The sequence below is a fragment of the Pseudomonas sp. YY-1 genome (assembly GCF_002843095.1).
Taxonomy (GTDB): domain Bacteria; phylum Pseudomonadota; class Gammaproteobacteria; order Pseudomonadales; family Pseudomonadaceae; genus Aquipseudomonas; species Aquipseudomonas sediminis_A.
Genome location: NZ_PJLX01000009.1, coordinates 131,175 through 145,281 on the forward strand (window position 1 = coordinate 131,175; position 14,107 = coordinate 145,281).

Below are 14,107 nucleotides of genomic sequence, written 5' to 3' on the forward strand. Positions count from 1 at the left end.
GAAAGAACATGGGTATGCATCCCGTACAGGTGATTGCGGTGACTGGCGGCAAGGGTGGCGTCGGCAAGACCAATGTATCGGTCAATCTGTCCATGGCCCTGGCCGATCTCGGCCGTCGGGTAATGCTGATGGACGCTGACCTTGGCTTGGCCAACGTCGACGTTCTGTTGGGCCTGACGCCCAAACGCACCCTGGCCGATGTCATCGCGGGTGAATGCGATCTGCGTGACGTCCTGCTGCAGGGGCCGGGCGGCGTGCGTATCGTGCCGGCTGCGTCCGGTACGCAGAGCATGGTCAGCCTCACGCCGATGCAGCACGCCGGCTTGATCCAGGCGTTCAGCGACATCAGCGAAAATCTTGACGTGCTGGTGATCGACACCGCCGCTGGCATCGGTGATGCGGTGGTCAGCTTCGTGCGTGCCGCGCAGGAGATCCTCGTGGTGGTCTGCGATGAGCCGACCTCGATTACCGACGCCTACGCGCTGATCAAGCTGCTCAACCGTGACCATGGCATCAGCCGCTTCCGCGTGCTGGCCAATATGGCCCACAGCCCGCAGGAAGGACGCAATCTCTTTGCTAAGCTGACCAAGGTGACGGATCGTTTCCTCGATGTCGCCCTGCAGTATGTCGGTGCCGTGCCCTACGACGAATGTGTGCGCAAGGCCGTGCAGAAACAGCGCGCTGTCTATGAAGCCTTCCCTCGCTCCAAGTGCGCCCTGGCGTTCAAGGCGATAGCTCAGAAGGTAGATACCTGGCCGTTACCGGCCAATCCCCGTGGTCATCTGGAGTTTTTCGTCGAGCGTCTGGTGCAACAACCGACCGCAGACTCGGCCGTATGACAGCAGCCTCTGGACTTCGTATGTACAACAAGGCTCAGGCGCAGGACTCCCAGCACCAACTGATCGAGCGCTATGCGCCGCTGGTCAAACGCATCGCCTACCACCTGTTGGCCCGTCTACCGGCCAGCGTGCAGGTCGATGATCTGATCCAGGCCGGCATGATCGGTTTGCTCGAAGCCTCGCGCAAATACGACTCCAGCAAGGGCGCCAGTTTCGAGACCTTCGCCGGTATCCGCATTCGCGGCTCCATGCTCGATGAGGTGCGCAAGGGCGATTGGGCGCCGCGTTCGGTGCACCGCAACAGCCGCATGGTCAGCGATGCCATTCGTGTGGTTGAGGCAAGAACCGGGCGTGACGCTAAAGATCACGAGGTTGCGGCCGAACTCCAATTGAGTCTGGAGGATTACTACGGCATTCTTGGCGACACTTTGGGCAGCCGCCTGTTCAGTTTCGACGACCTGTTGCAGGACGGCGAGCACGGCGGGTTGCACGAAGACGCCGGGCACAACCACCTCGAACCTTCGCGGGACCTCGAAGACGAACGCTTCCAGGCGGCTTTGGCCGATGCCATCGCCGGTTTGCCGGAGCGTGAACGTCTGGTGCTGGCGCTGTATTACGATGAAGAACTGAACTTGAAGGAAATCGGTGAAGTGCTGGGGGTTAGCGAGTCACGCGTGAGCCAGTTGCACAGCCAGTGCGCGGCGCGTTTGCGCTCGCGGCTGAGTGAATGGCGCGCAGGCTGAACGCGGCGTGCTCGCAGGCGCAAACGGTTTCACGATTAAAGGACGTAGTTGCAAGCGCAATACGTTTGGGACTGTACGGAGGTCGACTTGGACAAGAACATGAAAATCCTCATCGTTGACGATTTCTCGACGATGCGACGGATCATCAAGAACCTCTTGCGGGACTTGGGTTTCACCAATACCGCAGAAGCCGATGACGGCACCTCGGCGCTGCCGATGCTGCAAAGCGGCAGCTTCGACTTTCTGGTGACCGACTGGAACATGCCCGGAATGACTGGCATCGACCTGCTACGTGCCGTGCGTGCCGACGAGCGTCTCAAGCACCTGCCGGTGCTGATGGTGACTGCTGAAGCCAAACGCGATCAGATCATCGAGGCGGCTCAGGCCGGTGTGAATGGTTACGTGGTCAAACCCTTCACCGCTCAGGTGCTGAAGGAAAAGATCGAGAAGATCTTCGAGCGAGTCAACGGCTGATGCCAGCCGCGAGGGTGCTATGGAACACGATGACTCCACGCTGGGTGACCTCGAGTCGACCCTGAAAAACAACGCCCGCGATCTGGTCGATAGCCTTGAACAAGGTAACTTCGGCGCCGCGGTGCAACTGATCAACGAGCTCAACAAGGTCCGTGATCGCGGGCTGTATCACGAGGTCGGCAAACTGACCCGTGAACTGCATAACGCCATTGTCAATTTCCAACTCGATCCGCGTATGCCGCATGCCCAGGAGTTGTCGCAGATCGCCGACGCTACCGAGCGTCTGAACTACGTCGTGACCATGACCGAGAAGGCCGCCAACCGGACCATGGATCTGGTCGAGCAGAGCGCGCCGCTGGTCAATGATCTGAGCGATGAAGCGCAGAGCCTGAGCGTCGAATGGGGCCGCTTCATGCGCCGCGAGATCGGTGCCGACGGCTTCCGTGAGCTGGCCAAGCGGGTCGAGCTGTTCCTCGCCCGTAGCGAGCGAGATGGCGCCAAACTTTCCGGTCACCTCAATGACATTCTGCTGGCGCAGGACTATCAGGACCTTACCGGTCAGGTGATCAAGCGTGTCACCCAGCTGGTGACCGAAGTGGAAAGCAATCTGCTGAAATTGATGCTCATGGCCAGCCAGGTCGACCGTTTTGCGGGTATCCGGCACGACCACGAAGAGCTGCGTAGCGAACAAGAAAAATCAAAAGAGCCATCGCGGGGTGAAGGTCCGCAGATTCATGCCGATAAGCGTGATGACGTTGCCTCCAACCAAGACGATGTCGACGACCTGCTGTCCAGCCTAGGGTTCTAAGGAGCACACAATATGAGCTTCGGCGCCGATGAAGAGATCCTCCAGGATTTCCTGGTAGAGGCCGGCGAGATTCTCGAACAGTTGTCCGAACAATTAGTCGAGCTGGAAAGCCGACCGGACGACATGAACCTGCTCAACGCCATCTTCCGCGGTTTCCACACCGTCAAGGGCGGAGCGGGTTTCCTCCAGCTCAACGAGCTGGTGGAGTGCTGCCATATCGCCGAAAACGTCTTCGACATCCTGCGCAAGGGTGAGCGTCGCGTCGATTCGGAGCTGATGGATGTGGTGCTCGAGGCTCTTGATGCAGTAAACGGCATGTTCGGCGAGGTGCGTGAGCGCCGCGAGCCGACACCCGCGTCGCCTGAGCTTCTGGCGGCACTGTCACGCCTGGCCGAACCGGGCGGCGCCGAAGCGGCTCCTGCGCCGGTGCAGCAGGCCGAACCAGAACCCGCACCAGAGCCTCAGCCAGCTGCGCCGTCGGCCTCCGCGGGCGACATCACTGACAGCGAATTCGAGCAACTGCTCGATGCGCTGGGTGACGCGCCGGCTACAGCTCCGAGCGCCGAAGTCAGTACCAGCGATGAGATCACCGATGACGAGTTCGAGTCGCTGCTCGATCAGTTGCACGGCAAAGGGCAGTTTGCCGGCGCTGTCGAGGCGCCTGCCTCCACGGTAGTCGCTTCTGTGCCTGCTGGTGCAGCGGCAGGCGATGACATTACCGACGACGAATTCGAAGCACTGCTTGATCAACTGCATGGCAAGGGTCAGTTCTCTGCGACGACCGAAGCCGCGGCGCCAGTCGCTGCCGCTGCGCCAGCCCCGGCTGGCGACGAGATTACCGATGACGAGTTCGAGTCCTTGCTCGACCAGTTGCACGGCAAGGGCAAGTTCGTCCCGCCCAGCGAGCCTGCACCTGTAGTCGCTGAGAAACCGGCTGCTGCGCCCAAGGCCGCGGCACCAGCAGCCAAGCCAGCTGCGGCCAAGGCTGAAGCTGCCGCACCGCGTGCCGCGGCGCCGGCCCCAACCCCGGCAGCGGCGGAGAAGGCCCCTGCCAGCGAAGCCGAAACCACCGTACGGGTCGATACCGCACGCCTCGACGAGATCATGAACATGGTCGGCGAGCTGGTGCTGGTGCGTAACCGTCTGGTGCGTCTGGGCCTCAACAGCGGCGACGAGGCCATGTCCAAGGCGGTGTCGAACCTCGACGTGGTCACCGCGGATCTGCAGACCTCGGTGATGAAGACCCGCATGCAGCCGATCAAGAAGGTCTTCGGCCGCTTCCCGCGCCTGGTTCGCGACCTTGCGCGCAACCTGAAGAAAGAGATCAACCTCGAACTGGTGGGCGAGGAAACCGACCTCGACAAGAACCTGGTCGAGGCGCTGGCCGACCCGCTGGTGCACTTGGTGCGCAACGCCGTCGACCACGGCGTGGAAACCCCGGAAGAGCGCGAGAAAGCCGGCAAGGCACGCGCTGGCCGCGTGGTGCTGTCCGCTGAGCAGGAAGGTGACCACATCCTGTTGTCGATCACCGATGACGGCAAGGGTATGGACGCTGATGTGCTGCGTGCCAAGGCCGTGGAGAAAGGCCTGCTGGACAAGGACGCGGCTGATCGCCTCAACGAGTTCGAATGCTACAACCTGATCTTCGCCCCGGGCTTCTCGACCAAGACCGAGATCTCCGATGTGTCCGGCCGCGGTGTTGGCATGGACGTGGTGAAGACCAAGATTTCCCAGCTCAATGGCACGGTCAACGTGTTCTCGCAGAAGGGGCAGGGCTCGAAGATCATCATCAAGGTGCCGCTGACCCTGGCGATCATGCCGACCCTGATGGTGATGCTGGAGAACCAGGCCTTCGCCTTCCCGCTGGTCAACGTCAACGAGATCTTCCACCTCGACCTGTCGCGCACCAATGTGGTTGATGGCCAGGAAGTGGTGATCGTGCGCGACAAGGCGCTGCCGCTGTTCTATCTCAAACGTTGGCTGGTGCCGCAGGCCTTCCACGAAGGTCAGCGCGAGGGCCATGTGGTGATCCTCACCGTCGGTAGCCAGCGCATCGGCTTTGTCGTCGATCAATTGGTCGGGCAGGAGGAAGTGGTAATCAAACCGCTGGGCAAGATGCTGCAAGGCACGCCCGGGATGTCCGGCGCCACGATCACTGGCGATGGACGCATCGCGTTGATTCTCGACGTACCGAGCATGCTCAAGCGCTACGCTCGACGTTTCTGATGTTTCGCGGCGCGGGTCATGGCTTCGCGCCGTCTAGGAGTGTGTATGGCTGTTAAGGTTCTGGTGGTGGACGACTCCGGTTTCTTCCGCCGGCGCGTTTCAGAAATTCTGTCTGCTGACCCCAGTATTCAGGTTGTGGGCACGGCCACCAATGGGCGGGAAGCCATCGATCAGGCGTTGGCGCTCAAGCCCGACGTGATCACCATGGATTACGAGATGCCGATGATGGACGGCATCACTGCGGTTCGAAACATCATGCAGCGGTGCCCGACGCCAGTGTTGATGTTCTCTTCGCTGACCCACGAAGGCGCCCGCGTGACGCTCGATGCGTTGGACGCCGGTGCGGTGGATTTTCTGCCGAAGAACTTCGAAGACATCTCGCGTAACCCTGAGAAGGTCAAGCAGATGCTCTGTGAGAAGGTGCATAGCATCGCGCGCAGCAACCGTCGTTTCAGCTCGGCTGCGGTGGCTCCGGCGCCGACTGCGGCGAGTCCGAGTGCGGCGCCGATTAGTCGTCCGGCCGTTTCAACGCGGCCTGCTGTGCCGGCTCCCGCTGCTCCTGCGCGTCCCGCAGCATCGTCTGCTGGCGCAGCGCCTTCGTCATCAGCGCCCAAGCGCAAAGCTTACAAACTGGTGGCCATTGGTACCTCTACCGGTGGCCCGGTGGCGCTGCAACGTGTGTTGACCCAATTGCCAGCCAACTTCCCGGCACCGCTGGTGCTGATCCAGCACATGCCAGCGGCCTTCACCAAGGCCTTCGCCGAGCGCCTGGACAAGCTGTGTCGCATTCAGGTCAAGGAGGCTGAGGACGGCGATATTCTGCGCCCTGGCCTGGCGCTGCTGGCGCCTGGGGGCAAGCAGATGATGGTTGATGCGCGCGGCGCGATAAAGATCCTGCCGGGTGACGAGCGTCTCAACTACAAACCCTGCGTCGATATCACCTTCGGCTCGGCCGCCAAGTCCTATGGCGACAAGGTGCTGGCGGTGGTGCTGACCGGCATGGGCGCCGACGGCCGCGAGGGCGCGCGCCTGCTCAAGCAGGGCGGTAGTCAGGTGTGGGCGCAGGACGAGGCCAGTTGCGTGATCTATGGCATGCCCATGGCCGTGGTCAAGGCCAACCTGGCGGATGCTGTCTATGGCCTGGATGACATCGGCCGGCACCTGACCGAGGCTTGCCAGTGACCCAGGCTAAGTGTGGAACCTTCGCATGGATGTACTGAGCCTAATCGGCGTCATCCTGGCGTTCGTCGCCATTCTGGGCGGCAATTACCTGGAGGGGGGTAATGCCGGGGCGTTGCTCAACGGTCCGGCGGCACTGATCGTCATCGGTGGCACGCTGGGCGCGGCTTTTCTGCAGGCGCCGGTGCAGGTGTTCAAGCGTGCCATGAGCATCATGCGCTGGATATTTTTCCCGCCGCGTATCGATCTGGTCGGTGGCATCAATCGTGTGACCGGCTGGAGCATGGTGGCGCGCAAGGAAGGCCTGCTCGGCCTCGAGGCGGTGGCCGATGCTGAGCCTGACCCTTATGCGCGCAAAGGCCTGCAGTTGCTGGTCGATGGCGCCGAGCCGGAGTCCATTCGCAGCATTCTCGAGGTCGATCTCTACACTCAGGAGGCCCGTGATATCCAGGCTGCCAAGGTGTTCGAGAGCATGGGCGGCTATGCCCCGACCATTGGCATCATCGGCGCGGTAATGGGCCTTATCCATGTGATGGGCAACCTGGCTGATCCCAGCATGCTCGGCAGTGGCATTGCCGTGGCGTTCGTCGCCACCATCTACGGTGTCGGTTTTGCCAACCTGCTGCTGCTACCGATGGGCAACAAGCTCAAGTCCATCGCGCTGCGCCAGTCGCGTTACCGCGAGATGCTCCTCGAAGGCATCCTGTCCATCGCCGAGGGTGAGAACCCGCGTTCCATCGAACTGAAGCTGCAAGGCTTCATGGACTGATGGAGGTATGGCATGGCGCGCAGGCGGCATCATGAAGAGCACGAGAATCACGAGCGTTGGTTGGTCTCCTATGCCGACTTCATCACCTTGCTGTTCGCCTTTTTCGTGGTGATGTACTCGATTTCCTCGATCAACGAAGGCAAGTACAAGATTCTCTCGGAGTCACTGACGGGCGTGTTCAACCAGCCTGATCGCTCGATCAAGCCTATTCCGGTCGGCGAGGAGCGGCCGCGTACCAGCGAGCCTGATAACACCTCGATGGACGACCCCGGCTCGGATTCGACCCTGCAGAGCATTGCCTCCAGTGTGCGCGAAGCATTTGGCGAGCTGATTCAGAGCGAGCAGTTGACTGTGCGTGGCAACGAGATGTGGATCGAGATCGAGCTCAGCTCCAGTCTGTTGTTTCCCAGTGGTGATGCCATTCCGAACAATCAGGCGTTCGACATCATCGAGAAAGTCGCCAAGATTCTGGCGCCGTATCAGAATCCGGTTAAGGTGGAGGGGTTCACCGACAACCTGCCGATCCAGACCGCCCTTTACCCGACCAACTGGGAGTTGTCTTCGGCGCGTGCGGCGAGCATCGTGCGTATGCTGGCCATGGATGGCGTCAACCCTTCACGTCTGGCGGCCGTCGGTTACGGTGAATTCCAACCGGTGGCAGACAATGCCACCGCCGAGGGCAGGGGACGTAATCGCCGCGTCGTGCTGGTGATTTCGCGCAACCTCGACACGCGACGTGGCGCTGGCAGTACCGCGACTCAGCAGTCAGAGGCTGGCACGCAACCTGCACCAGCGTCTGCGTCGGGGGTTCCACAGTCGTGAGCCGTCAAATCCCAGTCGCCTGCTGTGTGCGTGCGACAGCCATTCTCGGCCTGAGCGCCTCTTGCCGGGAGGATGAGAGAAAATGAAAGTTTGGGCAGTAGCCAACCAAAAGGGCGGGGTCGGCAAGACCACCACCTCCATCGCCCTGGCAGGCCTGTTGGCCGATGCCGGCAAGCGTGTGGTCGTGGTCGATCTCGATCCGCATGGGTCGATGACCAGTTACTTCGGTCATGATCCCGATGCGCTGGAGCACAGTTGCTTCGATCTGTTCCTGCACCAGGGCAACGTGCCGCAGGGCCTGCCCAAGCAACTGCTGCACAGCACCAGTCACGAGAATATCTCCCTGTTGCCGTCGAGCACCGCGCTGGCCACGCTCGAGCGCCAGTCGCCGGGGCAGAATGGTCTGGGTCTGGTGATAGCCAAGAGCCTGGCGCAACTGTGGGAAGATTTCGATCACGCCATCATCGACAGCCCGCCCTTGCTCGGCGTGCTGATGGTCAATGCCCTGGCCGCCAGCCAGCAACTGGTGATTCCGGTGCAGACCGAGTTCCTCGCAGTGAAAGGCCTGGAGCGCATGATCACCACGCTGGCGATGATCAATCGTTCGCGCAAGCAGGCCTTGCCTTACACCATCGTGCCGACGCTGTTCGACCGCCGCACCCAGGCGTCCATGAGTACGCTGCGGGTACTGCGCAATACGTACCCTGAGCACCTGTGGCCGGCTTACATTCCGGTCGACACGCGCTTGCGTGATGCCAGCCGGGCAGGGCGCACGCCCTCGCAGTTCGATGCCGGCAGCCGTGGTGTGATCGCCTATCGTGCGCTGCTCAAGCATCTGTTGAGTCATCAGCCGGCGGCGCAGGTGGCTTGAAATGAGCGTCTGTGTTGAACTGCGACACTCAAGTCGGAGCATGCCGCGGCCGATAGGCTGTCAAGATCTTATTCCGGGTTCCAGTCATGAGTCGTAACCTCGCCACCGCTACGCGTTCCCAGCTGGCTCTGCAGTCCTACCTCGATGGGCTGCTGCAGGAAGCTGCCGCCGAACTGGAGATGTCCGTCAGCCTCGACGAATTCGAGGCTGCAGTGCTCGAGGAGCAAGTGCGCGATGCGCGGCTGGTCGAGCCAGTGGTACTCGCTAGCGTGATCGAACCGCAGGTACAGGCGGACGTTACGCCGGTCGAGTTACTCGCGCCGATACAGGCTCCGGTCATCGATGAGGCACTGCCAGTAGTTGCTCCCGCTGCCGAGCTGGCGCCGCAGTCGGCTGCGCTCCTGGCCGATGGTCGTCCTGCCTGGGCCGAGGAGCCGTTCGAATGCCTGCTGTTCGACGTTGCCGGGTTGACCCTGGCCGTGCCGCTGATTTGCCTGGGCTCGATCTATCCGCTCGAAGGCCAGGAGCTGACTCCGCTGTTTGGTCAGCCGGACTGGTTTCTCGGCATCCTGCCGAGCCAGGCCGGTAACCTGAAGGTATTGGATACCGCCCGTTGGGTGATGCCAGACCGTTACCGAGAGGACTTCCGCGAGGGTCTGCAGTACGTGATTTCGGTGCAGGGCTACGAGTGGGGGTTGTCGGTGCATCAGGTCAGCCGTTCGATTCGCCTGGACCCGAGCGAGGTCAAGTGGCGCAGCCAGCGTACCCAGCGTCCCTGGTTGGCTGGCACGGTGATCGAGCACATGTGCGCGCTGCTCGACGTGGCGGCATTGGCTGAACTGATCGCCAGCGGTGGGGCGAAGCGCCTGAATGGCGGAAAACTGCATTGAGAATTGGTGGGCCTGTGCCAACGGGCTCTATAGTTGATGACAAGCGGGTCGACCCGCGCATGCCGCACTGAGCGGTTTTTGACGAGGCTAGGGACATGAAGAAAAGTTCTGCACAAGGTGCCGAAGATCCGATTCTGCAGTGGGTGACCTTTCGCCTGGACAACGAGACCTACGGCATCAACGTGATGCAGGTGCAGGAAGTCCTGCGTTACACCGAGATCGCTCCGGTGCCGGGTGCACCGAGCTACGTGCTGGGCATCATCAACCTGCGCGGCAATGTGGTCACCGTGATCGATACCCGCCAGCGTTTCGGCCTGGGTTCGGCGCCGGTCACCGATAACACCCGTATCGTCATCATCGAAGCGGACAAGCAAGTGGTCGGCATTCTGGTCGATAGCGTGGCCGAAGTGGTCTACCTGCGTCAGTCCGAGATCGAGACTGCACCGAACGTCGGCAATGACGAGTCGGCCAAGTTCATTCAGGGCGTGTGCAACAAGAACGGCGAACTGCTGATTCTGGTCGAGCTGGACAAGATGATGTCCGAGGAAGAGTGGTCGGAGCTGGAGAGCATCTGAGCCATGTCCGAATTCGCCATGCTTGCCGCGGCCCTGGCCTTCGTGGCGCTGCTATGCGTGGCCTTGGGCATCGTCTGCAAAGGCCTGTACCGCAACCAGCAACGCCTGCTGGACGAACAGGCCAAGCGTGACGCCGTGCGCGATGCGCGGATCAGGGAGCTGAGTAAACGTCTCGACGCCTACCTGACCGGCAGCATTCGCATGGGCGAAGAGCTGCATGAGCTGCGCCGTGTGGTGGCGCCGCTGCCGGACAAGGTCAGCCAGATCGAGCAGCGCGATCCCAACAGTCTGTCCTTCACCCAGGCCGCTCGCCTGGTTGGCATGGGCGCCAGCGTCGACGATCTCACCCAGTCCTGCGGCCTCAGCACGGCCGAGGCCGAGCTGATCAGCCGGCTGCATCGACCCAAGAAAGCCTAAGCGCTGCGGCCGCGAAGCTCTTTCTGCCGGTCACTCAACGCGTTCTGGCGGGTTCCCATTAATCGGCAGCCGGCCCACTCAGGCGGGGGAGTGGCGGGGTGACGTCGCGCTCGCTTTCCTGTGCCGGAGTGAAACCCTCCGGTGTCTTGCCCTGCAGGTGCCAGGCGAAGGCGATGATCTCGGCAATGCAGCGATACAGCGCGTCAGGAATGGCATCGCCCAGTTCGAGGCGCGCCAGCAGACGCACCAACTCGGCATTTTCATAGATCGGTACTTCGTATTCGCGAGCGATGGCGAGGATGGCTTCGGCCAGTTCGTCATCACCCTTGGCGCTGAGTATCGGTGCGTTGTGCCTGTCATAGTTGAGGGCGATGGCCTGACGCGCTTCGGACTGCGGCTTGCGGCTCATGCGGTTTCGTCCACCCAGCGTTGTTCCAGCGAGGTTTTCGGTCCTTGCGGCGGCATGCCCTGGCTGCAGGCCAGTTCGCCAACCTCCAGTCCTGCGGCTAGCAGGCGCTCACGCAGGTTGCCCAGCTCGGCGGTGATCAGCGATGCGGTAGCGGCGTGTTCGGCCCACAGTTGGCTGGAGAGGCTGCCGCGCAGTAGTTGGGCGCGAACCTGCAGCGGGCCAAGATGATCAAGGTCGAAGGCCAGTTCCACGCGCCAGAGCGTTTCTTTCTGCTCCGCTTTCTCCGCTTTGCCACTGTCTTCGCGCTGCAGTTTGATCTGCAGTGGAATCACTTCCTGCTGGTGGCGCATGGGCAGCTCCAGCTGCCAGGTGGTCAGCAGGTTGCCGTTGGCATCCACCTGGGTTTGCGCCAGGCTCGATAGCTGATGGGTCTGCAGCCGTGAGACGGCTGCAGCGGCGAGCTTCAGCAGGGTTTCCAGGTCGGCTTCGCCGTCCATGTTCTGCAGCAAGCGCGAGGGCAGGGGAAAGGTCAGCGCCTGTTGGCGTGCCGCCCCGGTAGCGCCTGCGCCGAGCAGTTGCCGAGCCAGGTTGGGCAGGTTCTGGTTGAGGGCGTTCTGCAGGCCGGCAAGGGGGCCGGAGACACCTGGCAGTTGCGGCATCAGCTGGGCGATCAGGCGCAGCAGGTTGGCCTTCAGGTCCTGCGGCAATGAGCCGGTCTGGCCCTGCAGCAGTTTGGCTTCGAGCAGCACACCGCTGCCTTCGAGTGCCTGCGCCAGGCCTTTGGCGGTACTCAGCTGGGTGCTATCGGGGAGGGCTGCAAGCAGCTTGTCGATACTGCCGCGTAGCGCCTCATCGCCACCGCTCAGGTTCTGCAGGCCCTTGAACAAGCCCTCCAGCGAGGCCTGACGATTCTGCTGGGCGGCCAGTTGCTGGCCCAGCACCAACTGATCCAGGCGGCCGCTGAGCGGCAGAAAGGCGAGGCTCTGGCTGCCTTGTACCTGCGCGCTGAGCAGGCTGCCGAGCGGCAGATTCAAGGGGCTGTCGATGGCCAGCTTGTTGCCCGCCAGCGGAGTGTTGAGCAGGTTGACCACCAGGCGATAGATCGTCTGCGCATTCTGTGTCGGCAGCGGAGCGTTGCTGACGACCTTGCCCTGCACCAGTGTGCCGGGCGGCAGTTGCTGCAGGTCGAGGCTGGTCAGCGGCTTGTCACCGCCAGCCTGCAAGGCCAGCGCCAGGCGAGTCTCGGACAGTGCGGTGACCACCAGCGCGCTGCCCTGGGCCAGTGGCCTGGGGCTTTCGGCTTGCAGAGTCGCCTGTTTGCCACCGGCGAGGGTCAGTTTGAGCAGCAGCTGGAAGCTGTGCGCTTGTTCGCGAATTGCCACGACTTCGGCCTTGGCGCTTTCGCCGGCCGCCAGCATGCCTTCCAGTGGTTGCAACAGGCGCACAGCCATGTCTGCGGCGGTCGCAGTGTTGCGAATCACCGGCGCGGAAGGGGGAAGTGGGCGTGGGCTGCTGATTTCGCTCATGGGCTCTCACGTGTCTGATGGCGCACTGCTTCACGAGTACAGCCTACGGCCGATTTGCTTGCGACAGATTAACACCCTGTCGAAAATGCTGACTGCGGGGACAGTGGCGCGCCATGTATAATGCCGCCCCGCTGCGCATAGTAGTTCCGGCACGCGTCAGTATAGCGGCCGGAGCACCGTCGACTTTAACCCTGCCAGGTATCGATGACCCGTCCCGTTCCCCTTCTCGAAGCCGTGGCGCTCAGCTGTGAGCGGGACTGGCGCATGCTCTTCGAGCAGTTGCACTTCGCCCTGCAGCCGGGCGACATGTTGCAGATCAGCGGCCCCAACGGCAGCGGCAAGACCAGCTTGCTACGGCTGATCGCGGGCCTGCGTCAGCCGACCTCCGGTGACATCCTCCTGCAGGGCCGGACTCTGGCCGAGCAGCGCAGCGAGTTGGCGCGCAACCTGTTGTGGATTGGCCATGCCGCCGGCATCAAGGGCCTGCTAAGCGCCGAAGAGAACCTGGCCTGGCTCTGCGCGCTGCATCGCCCGGCCAGTCGCGAGGCGATCTGGCAGGCGCTGGAAGCGGTCGGTTTGCGCGGTTTCGAGGACGTTCCCTGTCATACCCTGTCGGCCGGCCAACAGCGCCGCGTCGCGCTGGCGCGTCTTTATCTGGCCGATACGCCGCCGTTGTGGGTGCTCGATGAACCTTTCACCGCACTGGACAAGAGTGGCGTGGCGCAACTCGAAGCGCACCTGGCCGGCCATTGCGAACGTGGTGGCGTCGTGGTGCTGACCACTCACCACAGTCTGCAGCGCACACCGGCGACCTATCGCGACCTGGATCTGGGGCAATACGCCGCATGAGCAACGTTTTCACACAGCTGCTGTCGCGCGAAATGCGCCTGCTCGCTCGCCGCCCATCCGATCTGGCCAACCCCCTGGTGTTCTTCGCCATCGTCATCGCGCTGTTCCCGCTGGCGGTGGGACCAGAGACGCAATTGTTGCAAACCCTTTCCCCTGGCCTGGTCTGGGTTGCGGCGCTTTTGGCCGTGCTGCTCTCGCTGGACGGGCTTTTCCGCAGTGATTTCGAGGACGGCTCGCTCGAACAGTGGGTCCTTTCGTCGCACCCCCTGCCTCTTCTGGTGTTGGCCAAGGTGCTGGCACACTGGCTGTTCAGTGGGTTGGCGCTGGTGCTGCTGGCGCCCTTGCTGGCGCTGATGCTCGGCTTGCCTGGGCGTTGTCTGCCGGTGCTGCTGATTTCCCTGCTGCTCGGCACCCCGGTGCTGAGCCTGCTCGGTGCGGTGGGCGCGGCGCTCACCGTCGGTCTCAAGCGCGGCGGTCTGCTGCTGGCGCTGTTGATTCTGCCGCTGTACATCCCGGTGCTGATTCTTGGCAGCGGGGCGTTGCAGGCGGCCCTGCAAGGACTGCCGGCGACCGGCCATCTGTTATGGCTGGCCAGCCTCACTGCATTGGCGGTGACCCTGACACCTTTTGCGATTGCCGCCGGTCTGACCATCAGCGTCGGCGAATAACAACGAACCGTGATTGACCTCTGAACCGGGCAACCGCCGGAT

General features: G+C 62.4%; 16 protein-coding genes. 14 read left to right on the plus strand and 2 right to left on the minus strand.

The window, feature by feature from the left end; all coding sequences use genetic code 11:
* Window positions 1-8: 8 nt before the first annotated feature.
* The 12 genes from fleN to CXP40_RS14485 all read left to right on the plus strand — a co-directional run bounded on the left by fleN (window position 9) and on the right by CXP40_RS14485 (window position 10,613).
* Window positions 9-839, plus strand: coding sequence for a flagellar synthesis regulator FleN (gene fleN, locus CXP40_RS14430; protein ID WP_162843938.1), 831 nt, complete (start codon window positions 9-11; stop codon window positions 837-839).
* On the plus strand, window positions 836-1,582 hold the full coding sequence (gene fliA, locus CXP40_RS14435) for an RNA polymerase sigma factor FliA (RefSeq protein WP_166432387.1): 747 nt from the start codon (window positions 836-838) through the stop codon (window positions 1,580-1,582). Before fleN ends, fliA begins: the two co-directional genes overlap by 4 nt.
* A 99-nt stretch (window positions 1,583-1,681) precedes the next feature.
* On the plus strand, window positions 1,682-2,056 hold the full coding sequence (locus CXP40_RS14440) for a chemotaxis response regulator CheY (RefSeq protein ID WP_169968482.1): 375 nt from the start codon (window positions 1,682-1,684) through the stop codon (window positions 2,054-2,056).
* Window positions 2,057-2,075: 19 nt separating this feature from the next.
* Entirely contained in the window at window positions 2,076-2,864 is a 789-nt protein-coding gene (locus tag CXP40_RS14445; protein WP_106734310.1) for a protein phosphatase CheZ, read from the plus strand.
* Between the two features lie 12 nt (window positions 2,865-2,876).
* Window positions 2,877-5,090: a chemotaxis protein CheA gene (locus CXP40_RS14450; RefSeq protein WP_106734311.1), complete on the plus strand. Its 2,214-nt coding sequence runs from the start codon at window positions 2,877-2,879 to the stop codon at window positions 5,088-5,090.
* Between the two features lie 45 nt (window positions 5,091-5,135).
* Window positions 5,136-6,272 (plus strand): chemotaxis response regulator protein-glutamate methylesterase, encoded by a 1,137-nt coding sequence (locus CXP40_RS14455; RefSeq protein ID WP_106734312.1) that lies wholly within the window; start codon window positions 5,136-5,138, stop codon window positions 6,270-6,272.
* Window positions 6,273-6,297: 25 nt separating this feature from the next.
* Window positions 6,298-7,038 carry a flagellar motor protein gene (locus CXP40_RS14460; protein ID WP_099523116.1) on the plus strand — a complete coding sequence of 247 codons (741 nt, stop codon included), beginning with the start codon at window positions 6,298-6,300 and terminating at the stop codon, window positions 7,036-7,038.
* 12 nt (window positions 7,039-7,050) lie between these two features.
* Window positions 7,051-7,860, plus strand: coding sequence for a flagellar motor protein MotD (motD, locus tag CXP40_RS14465; RefSeq protein ID WP_106734313.1), 810 nt, complete (start codon window positions 7,051-7,053; stop codon window positions 7,858-7,860).
* An 82-nt stretch (window positions 7,861-7,942) separates the two neighbouring features.
* Window positions 7,943-8,731, plus strand: coding sequence for a ParA family protein (locus CXP40_RS14470; RefSeq protein WP_099523114.1), 789 nt, complete (start codon window positions 7,943-7,945; stop codon window positions 8,729-8,731).
* An 86-nt stretch (window positions 8,732-8,817) separates the two neighbouring features.
* The gene (locus CXP40_RS14475) at window positions 8,818-9,621 is read left to right on the plus strand and encodes a CheW domain-containing protein (RefSeq protein WP_106734314.1); all 804 of its coding nucleotides are present in this window, start codon (window positions 8,818-8,820) and stop codon (window positions 9,619-9,621) included.
* 95 nt (window positions 9,622-9,716) lie between these two features.
* The gene (locus CXP40_RS14480; RefSeq protein WP_003243242.1) at window positions 9,717-10,196 is read left to right on the plus strand and encodes a chemotaxis protein CheW; all 480 of its coding nucleotides are present in this window, start codon (window positions 9,717-9,719) and stop codon (window positions 10,194-10,196) included.
* 3 nt (window positions 10,197-10,199) lie between these two features.
* Window positions 10,200-10,613, plus strand: coding sequence for a DUF2802 domain-containing protein (locus CXP40_RS14485; RefSeq protein ID WP_099523112.1), 414 nt, complete (start codon window positions 10,200-10,202; stop codon window positions 10,611-10,613).
* Window positions 10,614-10,671: 58 nt separating this feature from the next.
* Here CXP40_RS14485 and CXP40_RS14490 read toward each other — a convergent pair whose 3' ends face one another.
* Together CXP40_RS14490 and CXP40_RS14495 are read right to left on the minus strand one after the other, a co-directional pair.
* A complete protein-coding gene (locus CXP40_RS14490; RefSeq protein ID WP_106734315.1) occupies window positions 10,672-11,022 on the minus strand; it encodes an EscU/YscU/HrcU family type III secretion system export apparatus switch protein in 351 nt (116 codons plus the stop codon).
* Entirely contained in the window at window positions 11,019-12,548 is a 1,530-nt protein-coding gene (locus CXP40_RS14495) for a flagellar hook-length control protein FliK (protein ID WP_106734316.1), read from the minus strand. Before CXP40_RS14495 ends, CXP40_RS14490 begins: the two co-directional genes overlap by 4 nt.
* 204 nt (window positions 12,549-12,752) lie before the next feature.
* Here CXP40_RS14495 and ccmA point away from each other — a divergent pair, with 204 nt between their 5' ends.
* Together ccmA and ccmB are read left to right on the plus strand one after the other, a co-directional pair.
* Window positions 12,753-13,397 carry a cytochrome c biogenesis heme-transporting ATPase CcmA gene (gene ccmA / locus CXP40_RS14500; protein WP_106734317.1) on the plus strand — a complete coding sequence of 215 codons (645 nt, stop codon included), beginning with the start codon at window positions 12,753-12,755 and terminating at the stop codon, window positions 13,395-13,397.
* Window positions 13,394-14,065 carry a heme exporter protein CcmB gene (ccmB, locus tag CXP40_RS14505; protein WP_037002833.1) on the plus strand — a complete coding sequence of 224 codons (672 nt, stop codon included), beginning with the start codon at window positions 13,394-13,396 and terminating at the stop codon, window positions 14,063-14,065. The genes ccmA and ccmB overlap by 4 nt, the downstream gene beginning before the upstream one ends.
* Window positions 14,066-14,107 lie beyond the last annotated feature (42 nt).

Excerpts from the sequence above, each read along its gene's own strand:
- CXP40_RS14445 (WP_106734310.1), top strand. The coding sequence starts at position 2,076 with ATGGAACACGATGACTCCACGCTGGGTGACCTCGAGTCGACCCTGAAA.
- ccmA (WP_106734317.1), top strand. The coding sequence starts at position 12,753 with ATGACCCGTCCCGTTCCCCTTCTCGAAGCCGTGGCGCTCAGCTGTGAG.
- fleN (WP_162843938.1), top strand. The coding sequence starts at position 9 with ATGGGTATGCATCCCGTACAGGTGATTGCGGTGACTGGCGGCAAGGGT.
- CXP40_RS14450 (WP_106734311.1), top strand. The coding sequence starts at position 2,877 with ATGAGCTTCGGCGCCGATGAAGAGATCCTCCAGGATTTCCTGGTAGAG.
- CXP40_RS14475 (WP_106734314.1), top strand. The coding sequence starts at position 8,818 with ATGAGTCGTAACCTCGCCACCGCTACGCGTTCCCAGCTGGCTCTGCAG.
- motD (WP_106734313.1), top strand. The coding sequence starts at position 7,051 with ATGGCGCGCAGGCGGCATCATGAAGAGCACGAGAATCACGAGCGTTGG.
- CXP40_RS14460 (WP_099523116.1), top strand. The coding sequence starts at position 6,298 with ATGGATGTACTGAGCCTAATCGGCGTCATCCTGGCGTTCGTCGCCATT.
- CXP40_RS14495 (WP_106734316.1), bottom strand. The coding sequence starts at position 12,548 with ATGAGCGAAATCAGCAGCCCACGCCCACTTCCCCCTTCCGCGCCGGTG.
- CXP40_RS14480 (WP_003243242.1), top strand. The coding sequence starts at position 9,717 with ATGAAGAAAAGTTCTGCACAAGGTGCCGAAGATCCGATTCTGCAGTGG.
- CXP40_RS14485 (WP_099523112.1), top strand. The coding sequence starts at position 10,200 with ATGTCCGAATTCGCCATGCTTGCCGCGGCCCTGGCCTTCGTGGCGCTG.
- ccmB (WP_037002833.1), top strand. The coding sequence starts at position 13,394 with ATGAGCAACGTTTTCACACAGCTGCTGTCGCGCGAAATGCGCCTGCTC.
- fliA (WP_166432387.1), top strand. The coding sequence starts at position 836 with ATGACAGCAGCCTCTGGACTTCGTATGTACAACAAGGCTCAGGCGCAG.
- CXP40_RS14440 (WP_169968482.1), top strand. The coding sequence starts at position 1,682 with ATGAAAATCCTCATCGTTGACGATTTCTCGACGATGCGACGGATCATC.
- CXP40_RS14455 (WP_106734312.1), top strand. The coding sequence starts at position 5,136 with ATGGCTGTTAAGGTTCTGGTGGTGGACGACTCCGGTTTCTTCCGCCGG.
- CXP40_RS14470 (WP_099523114.1), top strand. The coding sequence starts at position 7,943 with ATGAAAGTTTGGGCAGTAGCCAACCAAAAGGGCGGGGTCGGCAAGACC.
- CXP40_RS14490 (WP_106734315.1), bottom strand. The coding sequence starts at position 11,022 with ATGAGCCGCAAGCCGCAGTCCGAAGCGCGTCAGGCCATCGCCCTCAAC.